A 25,184-nucleotide genomic window follows, 5' to 3' on the forward strand; every position below is an offset into this window, starting at 1 on the left:
AATTAAGGATCTTCGCCACCCTGTTGCATTAAAGCATCACTTTACTCCGCGGACAACCTGAATATCAAGTTCTCTGATCTTTTTTCTTAAAGTATTTCGATTGAGACCCAACAAATCAGCTGTCCTGATCTGGTTCCCGTTTGTCGCATCCAAAGCCAGAATTATCAGGGGTCGTTCGATTTCGCGTAACACCCGGTCATATAAGCCTGCAGGGGGTAAGCTTCCGGGATGGGCGGCAAAGTATTTTGCTATATGCCGTTCAACTGCAGCCCCCAGACTTTCATCATCCGGCACGACATCTGTCGCAGGGGTCGAATTTGCCGGTGCCAGTTCCTGTGCAATAATTTCCGCATCAATCACTTCTTCTGAGTAAAGCGCGACCAACCGCTGCACCAGATTTTCCAACTCCCGAACATTACCCGGCCATTTATGTTTTTTCAGGATATCAAGGGCATCATTATCAATACTTTTAACAGGCAGCCCTTCGTCCTGAGTAATTGCCAGAAAATGCCGAACAAGGTCTGGAATATCATCCGCACGTTCACGTAAGGGTGGCAAACGCAACGGAACAACATTAAGCCGGTAAAACAAATCTTCCCGGAAAAGTCCCTGACGTACGAACTGACGCAAATCCCGATTGGTCGCAGCGATAATCCGAACATCTGTTTTCAGCGCGGTCCGGCCACCAACCGTCGTATATTCACCTTGCTGCAGAACCCGGAGAAGGCGGGTTTGTGCGTCCAGCGGCATATCACCAATTTCATCAAGGAAAAGCGTTCCTCCCTGTGCCTGTTCAAACCGGCCAATGGCCCGACTGTCCGCACCGGTAAAGGCTCCCTTTTCATGACCAAAGAGTTCTGACTCAATCAATTCTTTTGGAATTGCACCCATATTAATGGGAACAAAGGGCCCGTTCTTTCGCTTGCCATATTCATGCAGGGCCCGCGCAACCAGCTCTTTACCGGTTCCGCTTTCACCGGTGATCATGACCGTCAAATCGGTTCCCATCAATCGGGCCAGAACCCTGTATATCTCCTGCATGGCGCCTGAGCGCCCGATCAGCGGAATCTTTGCGTCTTCTTCATCCCCTTCCCAAAGGCCGCCCCCTTTTGAGACTTTTTTAGGTTTGGACAATGCCCGCTCGACAACCTGAAGCAACTCTTTCAGGTCAAAAGGTTTTGGTAGATAATCATAAGCGCCCCGCTCTGTTGCTTTTACGGCTGTGAGCAACGTATTTTGTGCGCTCATGACAATGATCGGCAATTCCGGGCGAATTTTTTTCAAGCGCGGCAAAAGATCAAGACCATTTTCATCGGGCATAACCACATCGGTCAGGACCAGATCCCCTGCCCCTTCCAACACCCAATTATACAATGTGGATGCATTGCTGGTGGAACGAACAGTATAATTTGCGCGTCCAAGGGCCTGATCGAGAACAGTCCGTATCCCTTGGTCGTCATCTGCTACTAAAATTGTGCTGACCATGTCTTATTCTTTCTTTTGGGGGATATGATAGATGGGAAGGCGAATATGGAAACAAGCGCCTTCAGTCGTGTTGTCATATTCAATTATACCGCCGTGATCACCGACGATCTTGGCAACAAGCGCAAGCCCAAGGCCGCTTCCACCTGTTTTAGTTGTCACAAACGGATCAAATATATGAGGCAGTAATTCGTCCGATATTCCGGGACCATTGTCCCGAATACCAACCTCCAGCGGAAGTTGAATACGATTGGCGTTTCCCGGAACAGCCAGACGCACCCCCGGACGGTAAGCCGTCGTCAGGATAATCTCGCCGCCATCGCTTGGGACCGACTCAGTTGCGTTTTTCACCAAGTTCAACAGAACCTGCACCAGTTGATCCCGGTTGCCATATACAAATGGAAGAGACGGATCATACTCTTCAGTGAAGGTAACTCTTTTGGCGAATCCGTTTTCAGCCACAAGGCGAACATGATTAAGGACTTCATGAATATTCACGGCTTCGCGTTCGATGGGTCGATCATCGGAAAAGGCTTCCATCCGATCAACCAAGGCACAAATCCGATCTGTTTCATCACAAATCAACCGGGTCAGAGCCCGATCAGCATCTGACGCATTCATTTCAAGCAGCTGCGCAGATCCTCGAATTCCAGAAAGCGGGTTTTTTACTTCATGCGCCAGCATTGTTGCCATTCCGGTTACAGACCGCGCCGCGCCGCGATGGGTCAGTTGACGGTCCATTTTCGACGCCATGGTCCGTTCTTCAATCTGAACAACAACCTGATCACTGTCATGAAGGGAAGACACCTGAATATTGACATTCTTGATCCCGATCTTGGGTGTTCCCAGATCAACAGCATATTCCGACACGCGATCCCCGGAATGACGCACCTGTTCAATAAGGGACAATAAGGGACTGCCGAACGGAACCAGTTTATCAATCGGCGTTTTCTTCAATATATTTACAGAAGACGAGAAAAACTCCTCACCAGCTGGATTGGCATAGGGAATAAATCCGTCTTTACAGACAACAAAAATCGGATCTGGCAAAGCCCCCAATACGGCCAACGGACTCACAGCTTCATCACTGACCATGGAAAAACTCATCACGCTACCCTATTATTTTCTGCAAGCCCGGAATAAAATTTTTGGATCTGATCCTGAACGGCTCGCCAGTCTTCCATCCGGATAATGGTATCCCTGAATTCTTTTCCGCCCGGCAACCGCTCAGAATACCAGCCCAAATGTTTGCGGGCCACGCGGGTCCCCACTCTTTCTCCGTACAAATCGATGATCGCAGCATAATGCTCTTTCACGACATCGCCCTGTTCTTCAAAAGAAGGATCATTCACTTCGTTACCGGATGCTAGAAATTCAGATACTTGCGAGACAAACCAGGGGCGACCATAAGCACCGCGCCCGACCATGACACCATCGGCCCCGGATTGCGCCAAGGCTGTCCGGGCATCTGTTGGGCTTTGAATATCCCCGTTGGCAATCACAGGAATGGATACCGCGTCTTTAACCTGTTTAATAAACGACCAGTCGGCGCGCCCTTTGAAAAACTGACATCGCGTGCGGCCATGTACCGTCAACATTTTAATGCCCGCCGCTTCTGCAATTCGGGCAAGTACTGGCGCATTTCGGGTATCATCATCCCAACCGGTTCTCATTTTAAGCGTGACCGGAACAGAAACCGCATTGGCAGTCGCTTCCAATATCTTGCCCGCATGCTCAAGATCCCGCATCAGCGAAGATCCCGCCATACCGGACGTGACCTTTTTCACCGGGCAACCCATATTAATATCAATAATCTTTGCGCCCAGATCTTCGTTCAATTTGGCCGCATCCGCCATAATCTGCGGGTCACAACCGGCGAGCTGAACAGCCATCGGCCCTTCGCCATCCCCTGCCTTTACCATACGTAAGGACCGGCGGGTTTCAGCCACCATTGCCTTACTGGCAATCATTTCTGAAAAGACCAGGCCGGCACCATAACGAGACACAATCCGACGAAATGGAACATCTGTAATTCCGGCCATAGGAGCCAGCAAAACAGGATGATCCAATGTAATCTCACCAAGCTGAATGGTCATTTTTTGTGCAATACCAAATTTGACTAAGTTTTATGCAGTTTAAACTTTTTTATGGTGCAGTGCAACCAAATCATCGAAGGATCAATATTTTATTGAACCAACTTGCGAGGCCGCCTAATGTCTCGCCATGAAGACACTTGCACTTATAGTCGCAGCTGGTAGCGGCACCCGAACCGGATTGGACTACCCAAAGCAATATCTGCAGATTAATGGCGATACGCTTCTTGCGCGATCCATCGACAAATTTCTTTCCCATCCGTCCATTGACGGGGTGCAGGTTATTATCAATCCAAACGATCAGGATCTTTATCAGAAATCTGTAGGGGACCGGTCTCTGTTTCCCTGGGTTTCTGGTGGTGCTACTCGTCAGGCCTCTGTTCTGAACGGTTTGCGAGCCATCGACGGTCATAACCCTGATTACGTTCTTATTCATGACGCCGCACGCCCTTTTGTCAGCCATTCTGTTATCGATCGTTGTCTTGAAGCACTGGCAACAAGCGATGCAGTTCTTCCAGTAGTCCCGATGATTGACACACTCAAAACTATCGACGGGCAGAGTGTTACGGGTACGCTGGATCGCAACCGGATAAAAGCAGCGCAGACCCCGCAATGTTTTGTTTATTCGGCTATTCGGCAAGCGCATGAACGCTTTGCAGATCAGTCTGTAACCGATGATATTACGCTGGCAGAACTGGCCGATATCGCAATCCAGTGGGTTGATGGGGATCCAGATAATTTCAAAATAACGACAGCAGAAGATATTTCAGCCATGACACGCTCTGATTTAACGGACATTCGAACCGGCCTTGGATTTGATGTACACGCCTTTGAATCTGGTCGGCCCCTTTGGTTAGGGGGGGTTGAAATACCGCATGACCGTGGATTAAAAGGTCATTCAGATGCTGATGTTGCCCTGCATGCATTGACTGATGCCCTGCTTGGGGCAATCGGTGACGGTGATATCGGCACCCATTTCCCGCCCTCTGATGATCAATGGAAAGGGGCATCATCAGATCAGTTCCTTGAACATGCCGCCAGCCTGATTGCAGAACGCGGCGGAAAAATCGGTAATATTGATCTTACAATCATTTGTGAGTCTCCCCGGATCGGGCCTTACCGACACGCCATAAAAGAAAAAATATCCGAAATTCTGCAGTTGGATGTGGATCGGATTTCAGTCAAAGGAACAACAACCGAGAAACTTGGTTTCACAGGCCGTAAAGAAGGCATTGCCGCACAGGCTATTGCAACAGTCAGGTTGCCAGAATGACATCACAAAAAAATATTTCTCCGTTTCATCCAGCGACAATCCTGGCAACCTGGTTCTGGACTGGCCTTAGCCCAAAAGCACCGGGCACAATTGGCTCTCTTGCCGCCCTTCCCTTCGGTTATCTGATTTTTTCCCTTCTCGGCGATCAGGCACTTTTGATTGCGATTGGCCTCGTCTTTGTGATCGGGATGATTTCGACAGATATCTATCTTAAAAAAACAGGAGCGTCAGATCCGGGCGAAGTTGTTATTGATGAAGTTGCAGGTCAATGGATCCCCTTGTTGATTGCCGGTACCAACCCGCTTTATTATCTTTTTGCCTTTGTTTTGTTTCGGATTTTTGACATTTTAAAACCCTGGCCCATCGGCTGGATGGACAAACATATTAAAGGCGCTTTTGGTGTCATGTTTGATGATATCGCCGCAGGCATCTGTGCCGCCCTGATCCTATTTGTAATAACGCAGGTTTTGTGATGTATCTTTTTTCCGACGCCATTACGCAACTGGCAACTGATGTAATTCAGGAATCCCAAAAAAGAGGATGGTATGTCGCCACCGCTGAAAGCTGCACAGGCGGTCTCATTGGGGGTGCACTTACTGATATCGCGGGGTCCTCTGCCGTCGTTGATAGAGGGTTCATCACCTATACCAACAAAGCCAAAATACAGGTTTTAGGGGTCAAAGCCGAAACCTTAAAAGCGGTGGGTGCAGTCGCCGAACAAACAGCAAAAGAAATGGCGCTTGGTGCAATTCGCAAATCGTCCGCAAATATTGCGGTAGCGGTAACCGGTATTGCTGGACCTGGCGGAACCGCGGATAAGCCCGGAGGACGGGTTCATCTGGCCGTTGCAAACCGAGACGGTGTGATGGAGCATCGGCAAATGGATTATGGAGATATCGGGCGCCTCAATGTCCGCCTCGCAACCGTCACGACAGCCCTGGAAATGTTGCTGAAGGCAGCGAAATCCTAAATCGGGCTTGAATGAACAGACCGACAACCAGACGGATTATCCATACAGATCTTTTGCCCGGGTTTCAAAAGCCGCAATCATACGTTGGACCGCTTCGTTGAAAAGCATTCCAATTGTTTTTTGCAGAAGCATGGATTTAAACTCGAAATCGACAAAGAAATCGATATTGCAGCCTTCAGGATGTGGTTCAAAAATCCAGTGATTATTCAAATATTTGAACGGGCCATCCATATATTCCACATCGATCCGCATATTTTCCTGATCAAGGGTTACGCGGGACGTGAATTTTTCCCGAAACATCTTAAAGCCGATCACAAGATCCGCCATGATGACATCATCAATGCGGGAATTAATGCGCGCGCCAATACACCAAGGTAGAAATTCCGGATATTTATCGACCGCAGCCACCAGATCAAAAAGCTGCTGGGGGCTGTGAGGCAAGACGCGCTGCTCTGCATGTGTTGGCATGGTTACTCGTGCTTGTTTTTATCGTTTCAACTATTACTTAGCCTGAGCTTTTTCACGTGCAGCCCGCAACTTGGCAAAATCCTCGCCCGCGTGATGACTTGAACGGGTCAGAGGCGACGACGATACCATCAAAAAGCCTTTTGCATAGGCCTGACGTTCATACACGCCAAATTCTTCCGGCGTTACAAAACGATCGAGTGCATGATGTTTGACGGTCGGCTGTAAATACTGGCCAATGGTAATAAAGTCGATATCCGCAACACGCATATCGTCCATCACTTGCAGAACTTCTTCTTTTTCTTCGCCAAGACCGACCATCAGGCCCGATTTAGTGAAGATTGTGGGATCCAGTTCTTTCACCTGTTGCAACAATCGAAGAGAATGAAAATAACGGGCGCCCGGGCGCACCGTTGTGTACAATTTTGGAACCGTTTCCAGATTATGATTAAAAACGTCCGGTTTTGCTTTGACGACCACTTCCAACGCACCCTCTTTTTTCAAGAAATCAGGGGTTAGAATTTCGATTGTCGTGTTCGGGGACGTCTCGCGGATGGCCTGAATGACTTCGGCAAAATGCTGTGCCCCGCCATCGGCCAGGTCGTCCCGGTCAACAGAAGTGATCACCACATGCTCAAGCCCCATTGTTTTAACGGCTGTCGCCACATTAAATGGCTCAAACGGATCAAGCGCATTTGGTTTGCCCGTTGAAACGTTACAAAAGGCGCAGGCTCGCGTGCAGATTTCACCCATAATCATCATGGTCGCATGCTTTTTAGCCCAGCATTCACCAATATTTGGGCAGGCCGCTTCTTCACAGACAGTCGTAAGATTAAGCCCCCGCATCAATTCGCGGGTTTCGTGATATTGCTTTGACACAGGAGCCTTCACCCGTATCCAGGACGGCTTGCGTTTCACCGGGTTGTCAGGCTTGTGAGCCTTTTCCGGATGCCTTACACGTGCTTCAACTTGAGTATTCTCAGTCATGGCAATATCACTTTACTCGATCAAAGAAGGAAAACTGTCGATTTAACGAAGCTCTCCCTCACATATGGATAACCTTATCGTAGGCATCAAGAACAGACTCATGCATCATTTCCGATAACGTCGGATGCGGGAAGACCGTATGCATCAGTTCGATTTCAGTTGTTTCGAGGGTTTTAGCAATGCCGAAGCCTTGAATCAACTCTGTAACTTCGGCCCCGATCATATGAGCCCCAATAAGTTCCCCTGTTTTCGCATCAAATACGGTTTTTACCAACCCCTCGGGTTCACCAAGGGCGATGGCTTTACCATTTCCGATAAACGGAAAACGACCAACTTTCACTTCGTGACCAGCTTCAATTGCGGCCTTTTCTGTCAGCCCGACGGACGCCACCTGTGGGTGGCAATAGGTACAGCCGGGAATATTGGTTGTGACTAACGGATGGACATCTTTTTCGCCCGCAATTTTCTCGACGCAGATAATTGCCTCATGGGACGCTTTATGGGCCAGCCAGGGAGGGCCTGTCAAGTCGCCAATGGCGTAAACACCCGCCTCGCCTGTCCGACTGAATTCATCCACCTCAATGTGGCTGCGGTCAACTTTTACCTTCGTACCTTCGAGCCCAATATCTTCTACATTTCCAACAATTCCAACAGCCATGATCACCCGGTCAAAGGTGTCTGTGCTGGTTTTGCCCTTGGCATCCTTGAAAGTGGCAGTTACGTCCTTGGACGATTTTTTCAGTTCTGTCACATTGGTTGACTTTTTTATGGTCATCCCCTGTTTCTTAAAGGCTTTTTCTGCATGTGCCGAAATATCAGCATCTTCGACCGGCAGAATTCGATCCATGACCTCGACAACTGTCACATCTGACCCGAGCGCATTAAAGAAGCTGGCAAATTCAATGCCAATTGCGCCGGAACCAACCACCAGAAGTTTTTTAGGTGTTGTATCGGGCACCAACGCATCTTTATAGGACCAGATAAGCTTGCTATCCGGCTCCAGTCCGGGAAGGTTGCGGGCCCGGGCCCCTGTGGCAAGGATCGTATGTTTTGCTGAAAGAACGGTTTTGTTTCCGTCCTTTTCGACAGACACTTTTCCGGATCCTGCAATTTTCCCCTGTCCTTCAAAGACCGCGATCTTGTTTTTTTTCAGCAAACCGGAAATACCGCCGGACAACTGAGCCGCAACCTGACGGGATCGCTTGACAGTGGCGTCCAGATCGACAGAAGCCTTTTCAACCTTTATGCCATAACTTTCGGCATGCTGAATGTTGCGATAAACTTCTGCGGTTCTTAAAAGCGCTTTCGTCGGAATACAACCCCAGTTCAAGCAAATACCGCCAAAATGTTCCCGTTCAATAACCGCAGTCTTGAGGCCCAACTGTGCGCCCCGAATTGCGGCGACATAGCCGCCCGGGCCTGTACCGATGACGACCAAATCAAAATTTGTTTCTGCCATTTGTGCCGTCCTCTTTAAAGCATCATTGTCAAAGGTTCTTCGATATAGCCTTTGAAATATTTAAGAAGTTCTGCGCCAACAGCGCCATCAATAACCCGGTGATCACAAGACAAAGTCACGCTCATTACGGTCGCAACCGCCACAGCACCGTCCCGGATAACAGGCCGCTGCTCCCCCGCTCCTACAGCCAAAATGGCTGATTGCGGTGGATTGATCACAGCGGAGAATTCCTTGATCCCGAACATTCCAAGGTTGGAGATCGAGAAACACCCGCCCTGATATTCTTCGGGCATCAGTTTTCCGTCTTTCGCCTTGCCAGCCAAAGACTTCATTTCATTTGAAATACTCGCCAGGCCTTTTTGATCGGCAGTGCGGACAACCGGGGTAATCAAGCCCCCGTCAACTGCAACCGCAACAGCGATATCAATATCCTTGTATTGCAGTATTTTGTCACCGCCCCAGATCGCGTTGGCTTCTGGCAGTTTTTTCAATGCCAGAGCAGACGCCCGAATAACGAAGTCATTGACGGAAATTTTATAATCATCCCCCCGTGCGTTCAGGTCTTTGCGCATGGAAAGCAGATTATCCAGTTCACATTCAACCGTCAGGTAGAAATGCGGAATGGTTTGCTTGGCTTCGGTCAGGCGTTTCGCAATTGTTTTACGCATACCATTGAGCGGAATCTCTTCATGCTCTCCTGCATGCGGCGGTGTCGTTGCAACAGGCCCCGAAGAAGCCGTTGATTGAGCCGTTGTTCCGCCAGCTTTAGCACTGTCTTCCACTTTGGCATCCGGCTTACGGGCAGCGGCTCCCCCTGACTTCACAAAGGCTTCCACATCGGCTTTGATCACCCGTCCTCGTGGACCCGTGCCATCAATATCGGCAACATCAACCCCTTCATTCGATGCAATGCGCCGCGCCAGAGGGCTCGCAAAAACACGACCGCCTTCGGCGGCTTTGGCGTTCGGCGAACCGCCGGACTGCTTTATCGGCTTCTCAGAAGCCGGTTTTTCTTCGGACACGGCGGGTTTGTCCTCTGTTTGTGAAGAACCGGCTGACGGAGCACCGTCTGGAGAGTAATTGTCGAGAGCGCTTTGATCCTCCCCTTCCTCAAGCAGGATGGCAATGGGTGTATTGACGGCGACATTGTCCGTGCCACCATCAATAAGGATCTTTCCAAGAACCCCTTCATCGACCGCTTCCACTTCCATGGTTGCTTTGTCTGTTTCAATTTCAGCCAAAACATCCCCTGAAGAAACACTTTCCCCTTCTTTAACCTGCCAGTTGGCAAGTTTACCCTCTGTCATCGTCGGAGAGAGAGCTGGCATTGTAATTGTAATTGGCATCCGGCTTCCCCTTAAGAACGATATGTGACGGCTTTCACCGCATCGATGACGTCCTGCGCACTCGGCAGGGCCAATTTTTCAAGATTAGCGGCATAAGGCATAGGCACGTCTTTACCTGTTACCCGAATGACCGGCGCGTCCAGATAATCGAACGCTTTCTCCATGATTTGTGCGCTGAGTTCAGCCCCCACACCATGTTGCGGCCATCCTTCTTCGACGGTTACACAGCGATTTGTTTTCCGGACAGAAGCAAGAATTGTATCCATATCCAAAGGCCGAATTGTACGCAGATCAATTACCTCTGCATTTACGCCGTCCGCCGCAAGTTTTTCAGCTGCATCAAGGGCATATGTCATCCCCATTCCGAATGAAACGATGGTTACATCATCGCCTGAACGGGCGACTTTCGCCTTCCCGAGCGGCACAGTGAAATCTTCCAGAACCGGAACATCGAAGCTTTGTCCGTACAAAATTTCGTTTTCAAGGAAAATTACTGGATTTTCATCGCGAATTGCTGATTTCAATAGCCCCTTGGCATCTGAAGCGGTATGAGGCGCAACAACAATCAAACCGGGTACATGGGCATACCAGGCCGCAAAACACTGTGAATGCTGGGCCCCAACCCGTGAAGCCGCGCCATTAGGACCCCTGAAAACAATCGGGCTGGACATCTGACCACCCGACATATATCGGGTTTTAGCCGCTGAGTTTACAATCTGATCAATGGCCTGCATGGCAAAGTTGAAGGTCATAAATTCAACAATTGGACGTTGACCGTGAAAGGCCGCACCCACACCAATACCGGCAAAACCATGCTCAGTAATCGGCGTATCGATCACGCGGCGGGCACCGAACTCATCAAGCAAACCTTGCGTTACTTTATAGGCCCCTTGATATTCAGCAACCTCTTCGCCCATGACAAAAACGCGGTCATTGCTTCGCATTTCTTCGGCCATGGCATCCCTGAGTGCTTCTCGAACACTCATTTTGACCATTTCAGTGCCTTCAGGGATTTCTCCACTGGCATCATAAGCATCGCCCGAGCTTTCGATAACAACAGAAGACGAACGATCGTCTTGATTGTCGCTGCCGCCATCGTCATCGTTCTCTGCACTTTTGGAGGTCGCTTCCGGCGCTTCGGATGAATATCCGTCCAAAGCACTTTTATCCTCTCCCTCTTCCAGTAAAAGAGCGATCGGTGTGTTCACTGCGACATTGTCCGTGTCTGCATCAATCAGAATTTTTCCGACAGTGCCTTCATCAACGGCTTCCACTTCCATCGTCGCTTTATCTGTTTCGATCTCTGCCAGGACGTCACCAGAGGCGACAGTATCCCCCTCACTCACATTCCAGCGAGCAAGTTTTCCTTCAGTCATGGTCGGCGACAGAGCCGGCATTAAAATTTCTGTTGGCATTAGATACCCTCTTAATTCGAATTGCTCTGTGCTTAGGCTACGATATCAGTCATCAGTTCATCCGGATGAGGTTCCGGACTTTCCTGCGCAAACTCTACTGCTTTGGCAACAATTGCTTTTACGTCCCGATCAATTTCCTTCAATTCATCTTCCGTATAAACCTTGTCGTTCAACAGTTTTTCCCGAACCCGTTCGATGGGATCGCTTTCAGCCCGTTTTTTGTTCACTTCTTCTTTAGAGCGATATTTCGCCGGATCAGACATGGAATGCCCGCGATAGCGATAGGTTTTCATTTCCAGAATATAAGGACCTTTGCCACTGCGTGCCCATTCAACGGCCTTGCGGCCCGCTTCTGCAACAGCAAAGACATCCATGCCGTCTACCTGTTCACCCGGTACATTGAAACTTTCACCGCGACGGAAAAGTTCCGTTTGCGCTGAGGCCCGTTTGACCGAAGTTCCCATGGCATATTCATTGTTTTCGATGATATAAATAACCGGAAGGGTCCACAACTCGGCCATGTTGAAGCTTTCATAGACCTGACCCTGATTAACAGTGCCGTCCCCCATATAACAAAGGGTCACATTGTCCGTGTCATCATATTTCTGACTGAAGGCAAGCCCCGTTCCCAAAGGAACGCACGCACCCACAATACCATGTCCGCCATAAAAGTTCTTTTCCTTGGAGAACATATGCATGGAACCGCCTTTACCCCGGGAATATCCCCCTTCACGGCCCGTCAATTCTGCCATGACGCCCTTTGGATCCATTCCACAGGCCAGCATATGTCCATGATCCCGATAGGATGTAATAACGGCATCATCTGGATTGATGGCTGACTGCATACCAACCACAACAGCTTCCTGCCCGATATACAAATGACAGAAGCCGCCGATCAGGCCCATTCCATATATCTGGCCTGCTTTTTCTTCAAAGCGTCGGATCAGCAACATATCTGTGTAGAATTTTTTGACCTGTTCTTTATCCACTTTGGTGGACTTACTCCGGGCGGTAGTGGCTTTGCGCGCCATGATCTCTCCCTCTAGACAAATTTGGTCTGTTTTATAATTTAGGCGCCGAATAAGTTCCTGCGCGTCGAATAATGACTAAATGTGGCAACAAATATCTTAATAAACAAGAAATTCTGCGTAATTAACTAAATTATAGTTATTTCGGTTAAAAATGCTGCAAAGCAATGTAAAAATGCAGCTTTTCTTTCGATATGCAAAATATCGTAACAAGAAGATACTTTCAGAGATGTTTTTTGAAATATTTATTCTTTATTGCGGGTGAGAAAAGCAACTTCCTATCAGAAGTTCCGAATGTAACTTATTTTTCGGTGTATATAACCAGCTCATCCGGATGGGCGAGGCCCAGAACCTCTCGAGCTCGTTCTTCCAGCATATCCAAATCCAGATTCTCTGGATCAAGAAGTTTGACCCGATTTTCCAGCTTTTCTTTTTCAAGTTCCGTAATTTGAAATTCGGCTTCCGCTTTCTGGATTTCCATCTGTAATTTCAGGTAGGAGAATAGCCCCCGATCGCCTTCGATCAGGTGGTAACTAAAATAGCAGATTGTCAGCAGTCCCAGAATAGGACCCGCCCCTGCTTTTAGTCTTTTGCCAATTTCGTAACTAATGCTCATATTCTTAATGAATCAAATTATTTCATAAGGGTCAATGTTTATTCGATTATTTCAGCGAATATTTCAAAAGCGGCGCAAAAGTGTGGTCATTCAAGACAAATAAGCGATATTTCAAAGGAAAACCGAAGCCCACCTATCCGCCATAGCATCCGTTTACAATAAAGATGAAAGGACAGGTTTTGTGAAATCGAATGGGTTCATGCATCCATAAAAAAAGGCGGGAAACCCCGCCTTCCTTCAATAGGATTTTAACAAGAAAGTCTATTTCAAGATGGAACGGCCAGCATATTCAGCGGACGCCCCCAGGGCTTCTTCAATCCGGATCAATTGATTGTATTTAGCCAACCGGTCTGACCGGGCAAGGCTGCCCGTTTTAATCTGTCCGCAATTGGTCGCAACGGCCAGATCAGCAATTGTGGCATCTTCGGTTTCACCCGAACGATGGGACATGACGGCTGAGTAGCTGGCTTTATGGGCCATTTCCACAGCTTCCAGCGTCTCGGTCAGGGTGCCAATCTGATTGACTTTCACCAGAATTGAATTGGCCACTCCTTTTTCAATACCGTCCGCCAGACGCACAGGGTTCGTCACGAAAAGATCATCCCCGACCAGTTGAACTTTATCACCGATCTTATCTGTTAAGAGCTTCCAGCCATCCCAGTCATCTTCAGACATACCATCTTCGATAGAGATAATCGGGTAGTCACCGACAAGCGCTGCGTAATAATCAACCATTTCGCCGGCTGAGAGAACTTTGCCCTCTCCTTTCAGGTGATACTGGCCGTCTTTGTAAAACTCTGTAGACGCTGAATCCAGAGCGAGGTAAATATCTTCCCCTGGCTTGTACCCGGCGACTTCGATAGATTTCATAATGAAATCAAGCGCATCGCGCGTACCACCGATATTGGGGGCAAAACCGCCTTCATCACCAACATTGGTATTATGACCAGCATCGCTCAGCTGTTTTTTCAAAGTATGAAAAATTTCAGAACCCATGCGAACCGCTTCGCGGATATTTCCGGCAGAAACCGGCATGATCATGAATTCCTGAACATCGATCGGATTATCGGCATGTTCTCCGCCATTGATGATATTCATCATCGGAACTGGAAGCGTACGCGCAGAAGCCCCGCCGATATAACGATACAATGGCAGGCCGGTATCTTCGGCTGCTGCTTTTGCAAGCGCCATGGAAACCCCGAGAATTGCGTTCGCGCCCAAACGGCTTTTGTTCTGTGTGCCGTCCAGCTCCATCATGATACGGTCGATCGCAATCTGGCTGTCTGCATCCATGCCAGAAATCGCATCAAAGATTTCACCATTAACGGCATCTACCGCCTTGAGAACACCTTTACCCTTGTAGCGATCACCGCCGTCGCGCAGTTCAACAGCTTCATGAGCCCCTGTGGACGCTCCTGAAGGAACAGCAGCCCGGCCAAAGGCGCCGGTATCAAGGAGTACATCAACTTCAACGGTCGGATTGCCGCGACTGTCAAGAATTTCACGGCCGATAATGTCAAGAATAGCGCTCATTTTATAGGAGTTCCTGTTATCAGTGTCTGAGAAGTAAAATCAGAGATTTTTGGCGAGGGCATCAAAAGCCTGAAGTGTTTGTAGCAAGTTCCGCATTTCCTGAATTGGAACCATGTTCGGGCCATCTGAGGGGGCGTTGTCCGGGTCCTGATGGGTTTCCATGAACACCATTGCCACGCCAACCGAAACCGCCGCACGAGCCAGCACAGGAACATATTCCCTCTTACCGCCCGTGGTCGCCCCTTGACCGCCGGGCTGCTGAACAGAGTGGGTTGCATCAAAAACCACCGGATATCCTGTTTCGGCCATAATTGGCAGGCTCCGCATATCACTCACCAACGTATTATAGCCAAAACTGGCGCCGCGTTCGGTCAACAGGATTTGTTCATTGCCACTTTCCTGCATTTTGACAACTACATTTTTCATGTCCCAAGGTGCCAGAAACTGCCCTTTTTTAACATTAACCACCCGTCCGGTCTTTGCCGCGGCAACGAGCAAATCTGTCTGCCGGCACAAAAAAGCCGGGATTTGCAGAACGTCAACAACGGTCGCGACTTCAGCACATTGGCCGGGCTCATGAACATCTGTCAGAACAGGAATACCAAATTCTTTCTGCACCTGTTCAAAAACCGGTAACGCCCCGTCCAGCCCCATTCCCCGCTTTGAATGAATGGAAGACCGGTTGGCCTTGTCGAACGAAGATTTATAGACGAGGCCGATCCCAAGCTCTTGGGTCATTTCATGCAACTGACCCGCCATGTCCATGGCGTGTTCAGCACTTTCCATCTGACAAGGTCCGGCAATGATTGTCAGCGGCAGATCATTCCCAACCTCGAATTTACCGATCTTGATGTGATGCTGTTTTGTCATGATATGTCCTGTTTTCGACGTCTTAGACCAGTCTGGAATGATCCAGAGCAGCTTTTACAAAACTCTTAAAGAGTGGATGTGGATCAAAGGGTTTAGACTTCAATTCTGGATGGAACTGAACACCAATAAACCAAGGATGATCCGGGATTTCAACGATTTCAGGCAAATCACCATGCGGCGACAATCCAGAGAACTTGTACCCGACTTTTTCCAGCACTTCCTTATAGGCAATATTCACTTCATAGCGATGTCGATGACGTTCATCGATACGATCCTGCCCATAAATTTCATGAACCTTGGACCCTGGAATCAGATCACACGGATACGACCCTAAACGCATCGTACCGCCCAAATCACCATCCGCAGATCTGGTTTCAGTTTTATTGCCTTTTGTCCATTCAGTCATAATACCGACAACGTTCGGATCAAAGTCGCCAAATTCGGACGTGCCTGCATGAGGCATATCAGCCAGATTTCGGCACCCTTCGATCACCGCCATCTGCATGCCATAACAAATACCAAAATACGGAATTTTGTTTTCCCGCGCATAAGTTACGGCCCGGATTTTACCTTCTGCGCCCCGTTCACCAAAACCGCCAGGAACCAGAATGGCATGAACGCCAGAAAAACGATCCGCGACACTGTCCCGATCTTTTTCAAACTCTTCTGATTCAATCCAGTCGATATTGACCTTGACCTTGTTGGCGATACCGCCATGGGTCAAGGATTCCGTCAGAGATTTATAGGCGTCCTGCAGTTCAATATATTTACCGACAACTGCGATATTAACCTCGCCCTCGGGGTTGATACTGCGATCAACAATTTCTTCCCACTTGGACAAATCTGGATCTGGTGCATCCGTAATGCCAAACGCATTCAAGACAGCCGCATCAAACCCCTCATGGTGGTAGCTAAGCGGCACTTCATAGATTGTTCTGACATCCAACGCCTGAATAACGGCTTCTGGCGGTACATTACAGAACTGACCAATCTTCGCCCGCTGCCCTTCCGGGATCGGCATTTCACTGCGACACAGCAAAATATCCGGCTGAATGCCAATTGACCGCAATTCTTTAACAGAGTGCTGGGTCGGCTTGGTTTTAAGCTCGCCGGCTGCCGCAATATAAGGGACAAGTGTCAGGTGAATAAAAATCGCGTTATTCCGCAACTCATTGCCCAGCTGGCGAATAGCCTCCATAAATGGAAGGCTTTCAATATCACCAACGGTTCCGCCAATTTCCACCAGAACAAAATCTTCATCACCGATATCCGCTGTTGCGAATTCTTTAATGGCATTTGTAATGTGAGGAATAACCTGAACTGTACCACCGAGATAATCCCCTCGGCGTTCCTTGCGAATAACGGTCTGATAAATCCGTCCAGTCGTGACATTGTCACTCTGTTTGGAAGCCACACCTGTAAAGCGTTCGTAGTGACCGAGGTCGAGGTCTGTTTCAGCCCCATCATCGGTTACGTAACATTCCCCGTGTTCATAGGGGTTCATAGTGCCGGGATCGACATTGATATATGGGTCCAGCTTCCTCATTCTTACTTTGTAGCCACGAGCCTGCAACAGGGAAGCAAGTGCTGCCCCGGCAAGTCCTTTGCCAAGAGAGGAAACCACACCACCGGTAACGAAAATAAACCGAGCCATGGAATTATACTATATCTGAAATTTGTTACGTCGTGAAGTAAAAGAGGCGGCCAACTCGCCGCCTCGTGATTTTTTTTCCATCTAGTTGGAAATCGGTGCTGAAGGTTCTTGCGGAACCGCCGGCGCTGCCGGTGCACTATCTGTAGGTTGATCAAGGATGGATGTCGGTGCTGCGTGGTTTCCACTCAGGACTGCAAGCAAAATACTGGTCCCAAAAAAAGCCGCCGCCAGGATCGCTGTTGTCCGTGTCAAAAGGTTCGCAGCCCCGCGACCGGTCATAACACCGCCGCCACCGCCGCCACCGCCGCCGCCAATTCCCAAAGCACCCCCTTCAGAGCGCTGAAGCAATACGACGCCGATCAAAAAGACAGCGATCAAAACATGAACGACCAGCAGGATAGTTTCCATGATCCAATTATTCCCGGACTAATGCGATAATATCGCATCCAAAATATCAATAACAGTTGGTGGGCTTCTACACCAAAGCCAAACCGATTACCAGCTTAAACTCTATAAATAATCGCTTTAAAGAACGGTTTCAACAATTGGCCAGAAGTCTTCGGCCTTCAGGCTGGCACCACCTACCAAAGCTCCGTTTACATGGGCAACGTTCATCAACTCGGCCGCGTTGCTTCCCTTGACAGAGCCACCATACAATAGCCGAACACCATCGGCGTCTTTTAACAACGCCTGCAGATCATTCCGAATATGCGCATGAACGTCAGCAACATCTTCGACCGTTGGGGTTTTTCCTGTCCCTATGGCCCAAACAGGTTCATACGCAATCACAAGATTTTCAGCAGTTCCGCCCGCCGGTAATGACCGGGAAACCTGATCTGAAATAACAGATAAAGTCTGGCCGCTTTCCCGCTCTTGCAATGTTTCACCAACACAAACAACAGCAATCAGACCGGCTTTCAAGGCCGCTTCTGCCTTGGCTTTTACCTTTTCATTGCTTTCATCATGATCCGTGCGTCGCTCGGAATGCCCGACAAGAACATAGTCTGCGCCGGCATCTTTTAGCATCTGCGCACTTGTATCACCCGTATGGGCCCCTTTTTCATTTGCGTGACAATCCTGCCCACCAATAGAAACCGGCGAGCCGTTTGCCAGCTCGGCCATCGACGCGACCAAAGTCGCAGGCGGGCATATCAAAATGTCACACCCAACCGAGTTTTGTTCGCTTGCTTTATGTATCAACGATTTCAGTTCTTCGGCTGATTCACGCTTCAAACCATTCATCTTCCAGTTACCGGCAATTAGCGGACGCAATGACGAGCTCATTTTCCCTCACAGTTTAGTGTGTATTGGTCTTTCATATCTCTCTTTTTTGACCATATGCCACTTTTTTTTCAATAAAGATACCGCTTTACAAAATTCTATGTTTACGCGGGACACTTCAAGCCCCTATCATGTCGCCCCGCTGCCCCTATATAAAGGGCAGTTCAAATTTTATATTATGCGATAGATGGTTGATCATGCTGCATTCGATGCGTAAAGGGGCCGGTGGATGGCTCGCCAAAGGTTTATTAGTCCTTCTTGTTGCCAGTTTTGCCGTTTGGGGCATTGGCAGCGATATGTTGGGAAGTTCTGTTGGTGCAGATGTCATTGAAGTTGGCGATCAGACTGTCACGATTGGAGAATTCCGCAGGGAGTATCAAAATCGCATCAATACCATTTCACAATATGTTGGTCGCCGCATCACACCGGAACAGGCACAGCAGTTTGGTGTCGTGCAATCGACAATCCTTAATCTCAGCCGAACCTTACTTGAAAAAGAACGGGTCAATCAGCTTGGGTTAAATGTGGGCGACGACATTGTCCTGAATGAAATCAAAAATGGGCCTGCGTTTAAAAACAGCGCCGGTGCCTTTGATCGGTTTCGTTTTCAGGAAGTTCTACGTCAGAACGGATATTCGGAAGCCGAATATGTTGAAATCCTGAGAGCCGATATCAAGCGTCGCCAACTGGCCAACACTCTTGCTTCGGCCGAGAATGTTGCTCCTTCTATTCTGATTGATACCCTGCATGGTTATGCAGCGGAAAAACGCAGCGCAAATTATATCGAACTTCTGGATAGCACTATTGAAAATGCGCCAACTCCAACAGAGGATGTGCTGGCCGCGTTTGTAAAAGAAAACCCTGCCGCCTATACGGCACCTGAATTTCGGAAAGTTTCATATATTACGCTTACACCCGAAGCGTTCAAAGAAGGCATCGAAGTCTCCGCAGAAGAAATTCAGGAAGAATATAATGGCCGTCTGAGTGAATTTAATGTGCCTGAAAAGCGTACTATCCTTCAAATGATTTTCCCAAACAAAGAGTTGGCTGATGCAGCGTCTTTCGCAATTGCCTCTGGTGGTGATTTTGCGGACGTTGCCAAAAAGGAATTGCAGCTTACTGTTGAAGATATCGACTTGGGAGAAGTTTCCAAAACCGATCTTTTCGAAGCACTTCAGGATGCAGTATTCTCTTTAGAACTAAATGCCGTAACAGCCCCTGTTAAAACAGATCTTGGCTGGCATCTGGTTAAAGTGTCCAACATTGTTGAAGAAAATACAAAAACCCTGGAAGAAGTTACCGACCAGCTTACAAATGACATTGCCCTGCGTAAAGCTGCATCTGTCGTTTTTGAAAAAGCAACAGCATTGGAAGATGAATTTGCTGGCGGAGCGTCAATCGCAGAAGCAGCTGAATCTGCTGGGATCAAGCTGAACGTCACTGACTGGATTTCACAGGACGGAAAAAATCAGGCCGGCCAACCCGTCCCGAACCTACCGTCAGCTCCCGCGTTCCTGTCAACAGCCTTCTCAAAACAGGTTGGCGATGAAACCGATATTTCAGAGGCAACCAACGGTACTTACTTTGCGGTTGATGTCGTTGAAATTAAAGCCGCAGCGTTGCGCCCATTGGCCGAAGTCAAAACGGAAGCCACTGAAGCCTGGCAGGCCAGATGGCGTCACACGGAAAATCAAAAACGCGCGGATGCCCTTCTTGAGGAACTCAAAGGCGGCAGCTCGCTGGAGAAATTGGCAGGTTCTTTGAACAAAACGGTGGGCACGACACCGCCAACCTATCGCGCCTCCCCTATCCAATCGTTATCTCAGGATGCGGTTAAAAGTTTGTTTGATTTATCTGACAATGAATATGCGACAGCAGCGAACGCTGCAGGCAATGGCTTTGTTGTATTCGGTCTGAAGGAAATTGTTCCAGCGGACAAATCCACTTCCAAAGAAAGTATTGCCGCGCTGACACAACAAATTCAGCAAAGCATTCAGCAGGATATTTCAAGCCAATATCAATCTCACTTGGAAAAAACCATCGGTGTTTCTGTTAAAGAAGCTCTCATTCAGGATTATATCTAGACAATGTCCATCCAGCCTGCTTTCTCAACTTTTAGTGCGGGATTTGAAGACGGAAATTCTCAGATTTTGTGGACCACACTGGTCGCTGATCTCGAGACCCCCGTCTCGGCCATGATGAAACTCGCAGAAGGAAAAGCAAATTCTTTTCTTCTGGAATCTGTGGAGGGGGGCGCCGTTCGAGGCCGTTACTCCATCATTGGCATGAAACCGGATTTAATTTGGCGATGCGATGGGAAGCAGGCCCGAATAAACAGAACCGCCCGTTTTGATCCTGAAGCCTTTGTGGCGTGTGATCTGCCTGTATTGGATAGCCTGCAGGCACTGATCGATGAAAGCCATATCGATCTGCCGGAACATCTGCCGCCAATGGCTGCCGGTCTGGTCGGCTATATGTCCTATGATACAGTCCGCCTGATGGAAGATATTCCAGATAGCAACCCCAATGAACTGGGTGTCCCGGATGGCATGTTTATCCGGCCGACTGTGATGGCCATTTTCGATAGTATTCTGGATGTAGTGACGATTGTGACACCAGTCTGGTACGGGGATGGACGATCTGCCCAAACGGCTTATAATCACGCCGCTGAAAGATTATCCGATGCGGTCAATGACTTCTCACGCAGCCTGCCCCATACCGTGTCTACTGACACCAGTATTGCAGACTTGCCAGAGCCCGTGTCAAACACGACAAAAGACGAATATTTTCAAATGGTGGAGAAGGCCAAAGAATATATTCGGGCCGGTGATATCTTTCAGGTTGTGCCAAGCCAACGCTTTGAAATGCCCTTTGATTTGCCGTCACTCTCGCTTTACCGAGCGCTTCGCAGAACCAATCCGTCACCGTTTATGTATTATCTGAACTTTGGTGATTTTTCTGTCGTTGGTTCAAGCCCCGAGATTCTGGTTCGTCTTCGCGATGAAAAAGTCACTATTCGGCCCATCGCCGGCACCCGCCCAAGAGGCGCGACCTTTGCCGAAGACAAGGCCCTCGCCGAAGATCTATTAAGTGATCCCAAAGAGCTTGCTGAGCATTTAATGCTGCTTGATCTGGGCCGGAATGACGTCGGACGGGTTGCCCGCATTGGCAGCGTGTCGGTGACGGAAAAAATGGTGATCGAAAACTATTCCCACGTCATGCACATTGTCTCAAATGTCGAAGGCGACATTCAGGACGGCCTGACAGCAATAGATGCGTTAAAGGCAGGTTTTCCCGCAGGAACAGTGTCCGGTGCCCCGAAAGTCCGGGCGATGGAAATCATTGACGAGCTGGAAAAATCCAAACGGGGTGTGTATGCGGGTGCTGTTGGGTATTTCTCCGCCAACGGGTCCATGGATACCTGTATTGCCCTTCGAACGGCCGTTGTTAAAGATGGGAAAATCTATATTCAGGCGGGCGGCGGTGTCGTTGCAGACAGCGACCCCGAAGCGGAATATCAAGAAACCGTCAATAAAGCAAAGGCCCTTGTAAGAGCCACACAGGAAGCCATCCGCTTTGCATCCGAAGGCAGCGGAAACCGTTAAACTCTATCGACCGGGACATATCAAAGGGCAGCAAAACAAACGTTGCCCTTAGTCTTTTGGTGGCGAGGTTCCAATCCTTGACGAACCATGCACAAACAAGGACGCCTGCGGGCTTATTCGGTTTTTGTCGCGATCTTATTCTGGAAGGATAGGATATGACTTACAGTCGAAAAATTGTATCCCGCGCTCACTGCTTGCGGCATCCAGATTTTCAACGCGGAAATCGTTTCGGCATGAGGATGACCGATTGCAATGGCATGACCATTTTTAGCTGCCAGTTTTTCTACTTTTTTCAACTGCGTTAAAATATCCGGAACATTAATCACATTATCGATGAAAACGTCCCGGATTGCGGCAGGCACATTTTTTTCCAAGGCCAGACGATACCCGGTCGACGCTGACGTGGTTTTACTATCCAGAAAAAGCAGATCCCGCTTGGCAAGTTCATCCATCACAATTTGCATTCCGGGCTCATAGGCGGTGAATTTACTGCCCATATGATTGTTCACCCCCACATACCCCTCAAAACTATCAAGGTTGAGGATTACCCGGTCTCGTATTTCCTGCGCGGACAACTTGTTTAACAATGCGTTGGGGCCTGGATTAGCGGACGCCCGTGTTGGTTCCATGGGTAAATGCAGCATTGCTTCATGCCCCTTGGATCGCGTCAATTGCACGCTTTCCTGCAAGTTTGGCGCATATGGCAAAAATGAAAGAGTGATCACCTCATCCAATGCGACCAGCTCTTTGATGCGTTTCCGGTTTAATCCGACGTCATCAATCACAATGGCAATGGTTGGTTTTGTGGGATCAGAGCCGCCAGATCTGGCGGCATATCGCTGCCAGGCCGGTCCTTTTTCAATCTGCTGCGCCCCGCTTGGCGGCAACGCAGCAATAACCGTCTCTTTTTCAAGGGTTTCCGCCACACCCGGAAGAGACTCATCCCGCGGAACGGTGTACGGGTTATCATGGGATAACGCATCCACCGGCTTTGAAAGAGGGCGAATTGTTTCTTCACTTTCAAGGGGCGCGTCATCCACTGTTTGTGGCGTTCCTTTTTCAACCGACATAACAGGAACGGAATTACGCGCGGACGAGGACCGATTTTCTTTGACTATACTGCCAATAAGCATACCGCCCGCCAGACTGAAAATAAGCAAGGCGGCACAGAAAACGAGTAACCGCAACGGAGAGTCAACCAGAGACTCAATTGGTCCCTTTTCTTCTATCGGTTCTTTTGGATCTCTATTCTTGCTCATAAGCTGTCGGCAATTCCTTTTCGTCTACCCACATGGTTTTAGACGGTATGGTTAATGGAAACCATAATTTTCTCGGTTATTTCGCAGTCTTTCATCAAATGTAACCCCAATTGCTTGAATGCGTGCTTGACGGGAGCCAAAAGTAGTGGAAACTAGAAGCCCAAATTCATACATTCTGTTTTAAATTCAGACTGTTCTGCTCGTACCATCGGCAAGATAAAAAAATGATCGTATTAATAGATAACTATGACAGCTTCACCTACAATCTCGTTCATTTTATGGGCGAATTAGGGGCGGACATAAAAGTATTTCGAAATGATGTCATTTCAGTGGATGACGTTCTTGCGTTGAACCCAACTGGTATTGTTCTGTCCCCGGGTCCGTGTACACCGGATAAAGCTGGCATCTGCCTGGATATGGTGAAAACCGCAGCGGCAACAAACATGCCGTTGTTAGGTGTTTGTCTGGGCCACCAGTCAATTGGTCAGGCCTTTGGCGGCAAGGTCGTACGAGCCGATGAACTGATGCACGGAAAAACATCCCCCATCCAACACGAAAATGTTGGTGTTTTCAAAGGGCTTCCAGATAACTTTGTGGCGACACGATATCATTCCTTAACAGTGGCACCAGATACAGTTCCTGACTGCCTGAGCGTAACCGCACGAACAGAAGATGGTGTGATTATGGGATTGCAGCACAAAGAAAAACCACTGCACGGGGTTCAGTTTCATCCTGAAAGTATTGCGTCCGAACATGGTCATCAATTATTGCGTAATTTCCTTGAATTGACTGGCGAGACGTTAAAGGCAGTTGCGTAATGAGCGTGAGCAAAGACTTCAAAGGATTATTGTCGCAAATCGGTGCGGGCCAATCTCTAAGCGTGGATGAAGCGAAACTGGCTTTTAATACAATCCTGTCGGGCGATGCGACCCCTTCCCAGATGGGAGCGTTCCTGATGGGCCTGCATTTACGCGGCGAAACAGTGGATGAACTGATTGGCGGCGTGACCGTTTTACGTGAAAAGGCCAACTATATTACGGCGCCGGAGGGCGCTGTTGATGTTGTTGGGACCGGTGGTGATGGCCATGGAACCCTGAATATTTCAACCGCCGCGGCTTTTGTGACGGCAGGTGCAGGTGTTCCTGTTGCCAAGCATGGCAATAAAGCCGCGTCTTCACGATCAGGAACTGCTGATGTTCAGGCTGTACTGGGTATTAATACAGAATGCGACCTTGCTCTTACTGAACGGGCCGTTCATGAAGCCGGTATCGGTTTTATGGTTGCTTACCGTCATCACGGTGCCATGCGCCATGTTGGTCCGACCCGTGTAGAACTTGGATTACGGACAATTTTTAATCTGTTGGGTGTCATGTCCAATCCGGCGGCGGTTAAACGTCAACTGACCGGAGTTTACGACCCGCGCTGGATGCGTCCCATGGCGGAAACCCTGAAAGAACTGGGATCAGAGCGCGTGTGGATCATGCATGGCGCTGATGGTCTGGATGAGCTGACAACAACCGGCCCTTCTCAGGTGGTTGAGCTAAAAGACGGTGCGATCACTGAGTTCGAAATTACACCTGAAGAGGTTGGGCTTCCGCGCGTTGGCCTGAAGGATATCAAAGGCGGCACACCGCAAGAAAATGCCAAGGCGTTGCTGGCCCTGCTGAACGGCGACAAAGGGCCTTACCGAGATGTTACGCTGCTGAATGCGGGCGCAGCCATCCTGATTGGCGAAAAATGCGAAACCCTTAAAGAAGGCATCGCGCTTGCCGCCCAATCGATTGACAGTGGCGCAGCCCGCCATGCCTTTGAAGAAATGAAACGCATTACAAACCTGAGTAACTGATT

General features: G+C 48.9%; 23 protein-coding genes. 7 read left to right on the forward strand and 16 right to left on the reverse strand.

Going from position 1 to position 25,184, the window contains the following annotated elements:
• Positions 1–36: 36 nt before the first annotated feature.
• From ntrC to dusB, 3 genes are read right to left on the reverse strand one after another with little or no spacing between them, the layout of a single operon-like run.
• Entirely contained in the window at positions 37–1,485 is a 1,449-nt protein-coding gene (gene ntrC / locus OIR97_RS10310; RefSeq protein ID WP_169545548.1) for a nitrogen regulation protein NR(I), read from the reverse strand.
• A 3-nt stretch (positions 1,486–1,488) separates the two neighbouring features.
• Positions 1,489–2,589 (reverse strand): two-component system sensor histidine kinase NtrB, encoded by a 1,101-nt coding sequence (locus OIR97_RS10315; RefSeq protein WP_169545549.1) that lies wholly within the window; start codon positions 2,587–2,589, stop codon positions 1,489–1,491.
• Positions 2,589–3,578, reverse strand: coding sequence for a tRNA dihydrouridine synthase DusB (gene dusB / locus OIR97_RS10320; protein WP_169545550.1), 990 nt, complete (start codon positions 3,576–3,578; stop codon positions 2,589–2,591). The genes OIR97_RS10315 and dusB overlap by 1 nt, the downstream gene beginning before the upstream one ends.
• Before the next feature lie 127 nt (positions 3,579–3,705).
• Here dusB and OIR97_RS10325 point away from each other — a divergent pair, with 127 nt between their 5' ends.
• The 3 genes from OIR97_RS10325 to OIR97_RS10335 are packed head-to-tail and all read left to right on the forward strand — an operon-like array spanning position 3,706 to position 5,818.
• Positions 3,706–4,848 (forward strand): bifunctional 2-C-methyl-D-erythritol 4-phosphate cytidylyltransferase/2-C-methyl-D-erythritol 2,4-cyclodiphosphate synthase, encoded by a 1,143-nt coding sequence (locus tag OIR97_RS10325; protein ID WP_169545551.1) that lies wholly within the window; start codon positions 3,706–3,708, stop codon positions 4,846–4,848.
• A complete protein-coding gene (locus OIR97_RS10330) occupies positions 4,845–5,321 on the forward strand; it encodes a phosphatidylglycerophosphatase A family protein (RefSeq protein WP_169545552.1) in 477 nt (158 codons plus the stop codon). Before OIR97_RS10325 ends, OIR97_RS10330 begins: the two co-directional genes overlap by 4 nt.
• Entirely contained in the window at positions 5,321–5,818 is a 498-nt protein-coding gene (locus OIR97_RS10335) for a CinA family protein (protein WP_169545553.1), read from the forward strand. The genes OIR97_RS10330 and OIR97_RS10335 overlap by 1 nt, the downstream gene beginning before the upstream one ends.
• Positions 5,819–5,854: 36 nt before the next feature.
• On the opposite strand, the gene OIR97_RS10340 is transcribed toward OIR97_RS10335, so the two are convergent.
• The 12 genes from OIR97_RS10340 to tpiA all read right to left on the reverse strand — a co-directional run bounded on the left by OIR97_RS10340 (position 5,855) and on the right by tpiA (position 18,475).
• A complete protein-coding gene (locus OIR97_RS10340) occupies positions 5,855–6,286 on the reverse strand; it encodes a type II toxin-antitoxin system RatA family toxin (protein WP_169545554.1) in 432 nt (143 codons plus the stop codon).
• A gap of 33 nt (positions 6,287–6,319) precedes the next feature.
• Entirely contained in the window at positions 6,320–7,270 is a 951-nt protein-coding gene (gene lipA / locus OIR97_RS10345; RefSeq protein ID WP_169545555.1) for a lipoyl synthase, read from the reverse strand.
• Positions 7,271–7,328: 58 nt separating this feature from the next.
• Positions 7,329–8,729: a dihydrolipoyl dehydrogenase gene (lpdA, locus tag OIR97_RS10350; protein ID WP_169545556.1), complete on the reverse strand. Its 1,401-nt coding sequence runs from the start codon at positions 8,727–8,729 to the stop codon at positions 7,329–7,331.
• A 14-nt stretch (positions 8,730–8,743) separates the two neighbouring features.
• On the reverse strand, positions 8,744–10,075 hold the full coding sequence (locus tag OIR97_RS10355; RefSeq protein WP_169545557.1) for a pyruvate dehydrogenase complex dihydrolipoamide acetyltransferase: 1,332 nt from the start codon (positions 10,073–10,075) through the stop codon (positions 8,744–8,746).
• Positions 10,076–10,086: 11 nt separating this feature from the next.
• On the reverse strand, positions 10,087–11,490 hold the full coding sequence (locus tag OIR97_RS10360) for a pyruvate dehydrogenase complex E1 component subunit beta (protein WP_169545558.1): 1,404 nt from the start codon (positions 11,488–11,490) through the stop codon (positions 10,087–10,089).
• A gap of 32 nt (positions 11,491–11,522) precedes the next feature.
• Complete coding sequence (gene pdhA / locus OIR97_RS10365; protein ID WP_169545559.1) at positions 11,523–12,521, reverse strand: pyruvate dehydrogenase (acetyl-transferring) E1 component subunit alpha; 999 nt, start codon at positions 12,519–12,521, stop codon at positions 11,523–11,525.
• A gap of 298 nt (positions 12,522–12,819) precedes the next feature.
• Complete coding sequence (locus OIR97_RS10370) at positions 12,820–13,134, reverse strand: FtsB family cell division protein (protein ID WP_169545560.1); 315 nt, start codon at positions 13,132–13,134, stop codon at positions 12,820–12,822.
• Between the two features lie 261 nt (positions 13,135–13,395).
• Positions 13,396–14,667, reverse strand: a complete 1,272-nt coding sequence (gene eno / locus OIR97_RS10375; RefSeq protein ID WP_169545561.1) for a phosphopyruvate hydratase — start codon at positions 14,665–14,667, stop codon at positions 13,396–13,398.
• Between the two features lie 39 nt (positions 14,668–14,706).
• Positions 14,707–15,537 (reverse strand): 3-deoxy-8-phosphooctulonate synthase, encoded by an 831-nt coding sequence (gene kdsA, locus OIR97_RS10380; RefSeq protein WP_169545562.1) that lies wholly within the window; start codon positions 15,535–15,537, stop codon positions 14,707–14,709.
• 22 nt (positions 15,538–15,559) lie between these two features.
• On the reverse strand, positions 15,560–17,191 hold the full coding sequence (locus tag OIR97_RS10385) for a CTP synthase (protein WP_169545563.1): 1,632 nt from the start codon (positions 17,189–17,191) through the stop codon (positions 15,560–15,562).
• 81 nt (positions 17,192–17,272) lie between these two features.
• Positions 17,273–17,599: a preprotein translocase subunit SecG gene (gene secG, locus OIR97_RS10390; protein WP_169545564.1), complete on the reverse strand. Its 327-nt coding sequence runs from the start codon at positions 17,597–17,599 to the stop codon at positions 17,273–17,275.
• A 117-nt stretch (positions 17,600–17,716) separates the two neighbouring features.
• Positions 17,717–18,475, reverse strand: coding sequence for a triose-phosphate isomerase (gene tpiA, locus OIR97_RS10395; protein WP_169545565.1), 759 nt, complete (start codon positions 18,473–18,475; stop codon positions 17,717–17,719).
• Between the two features lie 194 nt (positions 18,476–18,669).
• Between tpiA and OIR97_RS10400 the strand changes: the two genes are divergently transcribed.
• Both OIR97_RS10400 and trpE read left to right on the forward strand, forming a co-directional pair.
• Positions 18,670–20,556: a peptidylprolyl isomerase gene (locus OIR97_RS10400; protein ID WP_169545566.1), complete on the forward strand. Its 1,887-nt coding sequence runs from the start codon at positions 18,670–18,672 to the stop codon at positions 20,554–20,556.
• A gap of 3 nt (positions 20,557–20,559) precedes the next feature.
• The gene (trpE, locus tag OIR97_RS10405; RefSeq protein ID WP_169545567.1) at positions 20,560–22,077 is read left to right on the forward strand and encodes an anthranilate synthase component I; all 1,518 of its coding nucleotides are present in this window, start codon (positions 20,560–20,562) and stop codon (positions 22,075–22,077) included.
• 113 nt (positions 22,078–22,190) lie between these two features.
• On the opposite strand, the gene OIR97_RS10410 is transcribed toward trpE, so the two are convergent.
• Positions 22,191–23,336 (reverse strand): divergent polysaccharide deacetylase family protein, encoded by a 1,146-nt coding sequence (locus OIR97_RS10410; RefSeq protein WP_169545568.1) that lies wholly within the window; start codon positions 23,334–23,336, stop codon positions 22,191–22,193.
• A gap of 224 nt (positions 23,337–23,560) precedes the next feature.
• On the opposite strand from OIR97_RS10410, the gene OIR97_RS10415 reads away from it, so the two are divergent.
• Positions 23,561–24,154 carry an anthranilate synthase component II gene (locus OIR97_RS10415; protein ID WP_169545569.1) on the forward strand — a complete coding sequence of 198 codons (594 nt, stop codon included), beginning with the start codon at positions 23,561–23,563 and terminating at the stop codon, positions 24,152–24,154.
• Positions 24,154–25,182, forward strand: coding sequence for an anthranilate phosphoribosyltransferase (trpD, locus tag OIR97_RS10420; RefSeq protein WP_169545570.1), 1,029 nt, complete (start codon positions 24,154–24,156; stop codon positions 25,180–25,182). The genes OIR97_RS10415 and trpD overlap by 1 nt, the downstream gene beginning before the upstream one ends.
• Positions 25,183–25,184: the final 2 nt, after the last annotated feature.

Origin of the sequence: Sneathiella aquimaris (assembly GCF_026409565.1) — a bacterium.
Classification (GTDB): domain Bacteria; phylum Pseudomonadota; class Alphaproteobacteria; order Sneathiellales; family Sneathiellaceae; genus Sneathiella; species Sneathiella aquimaris.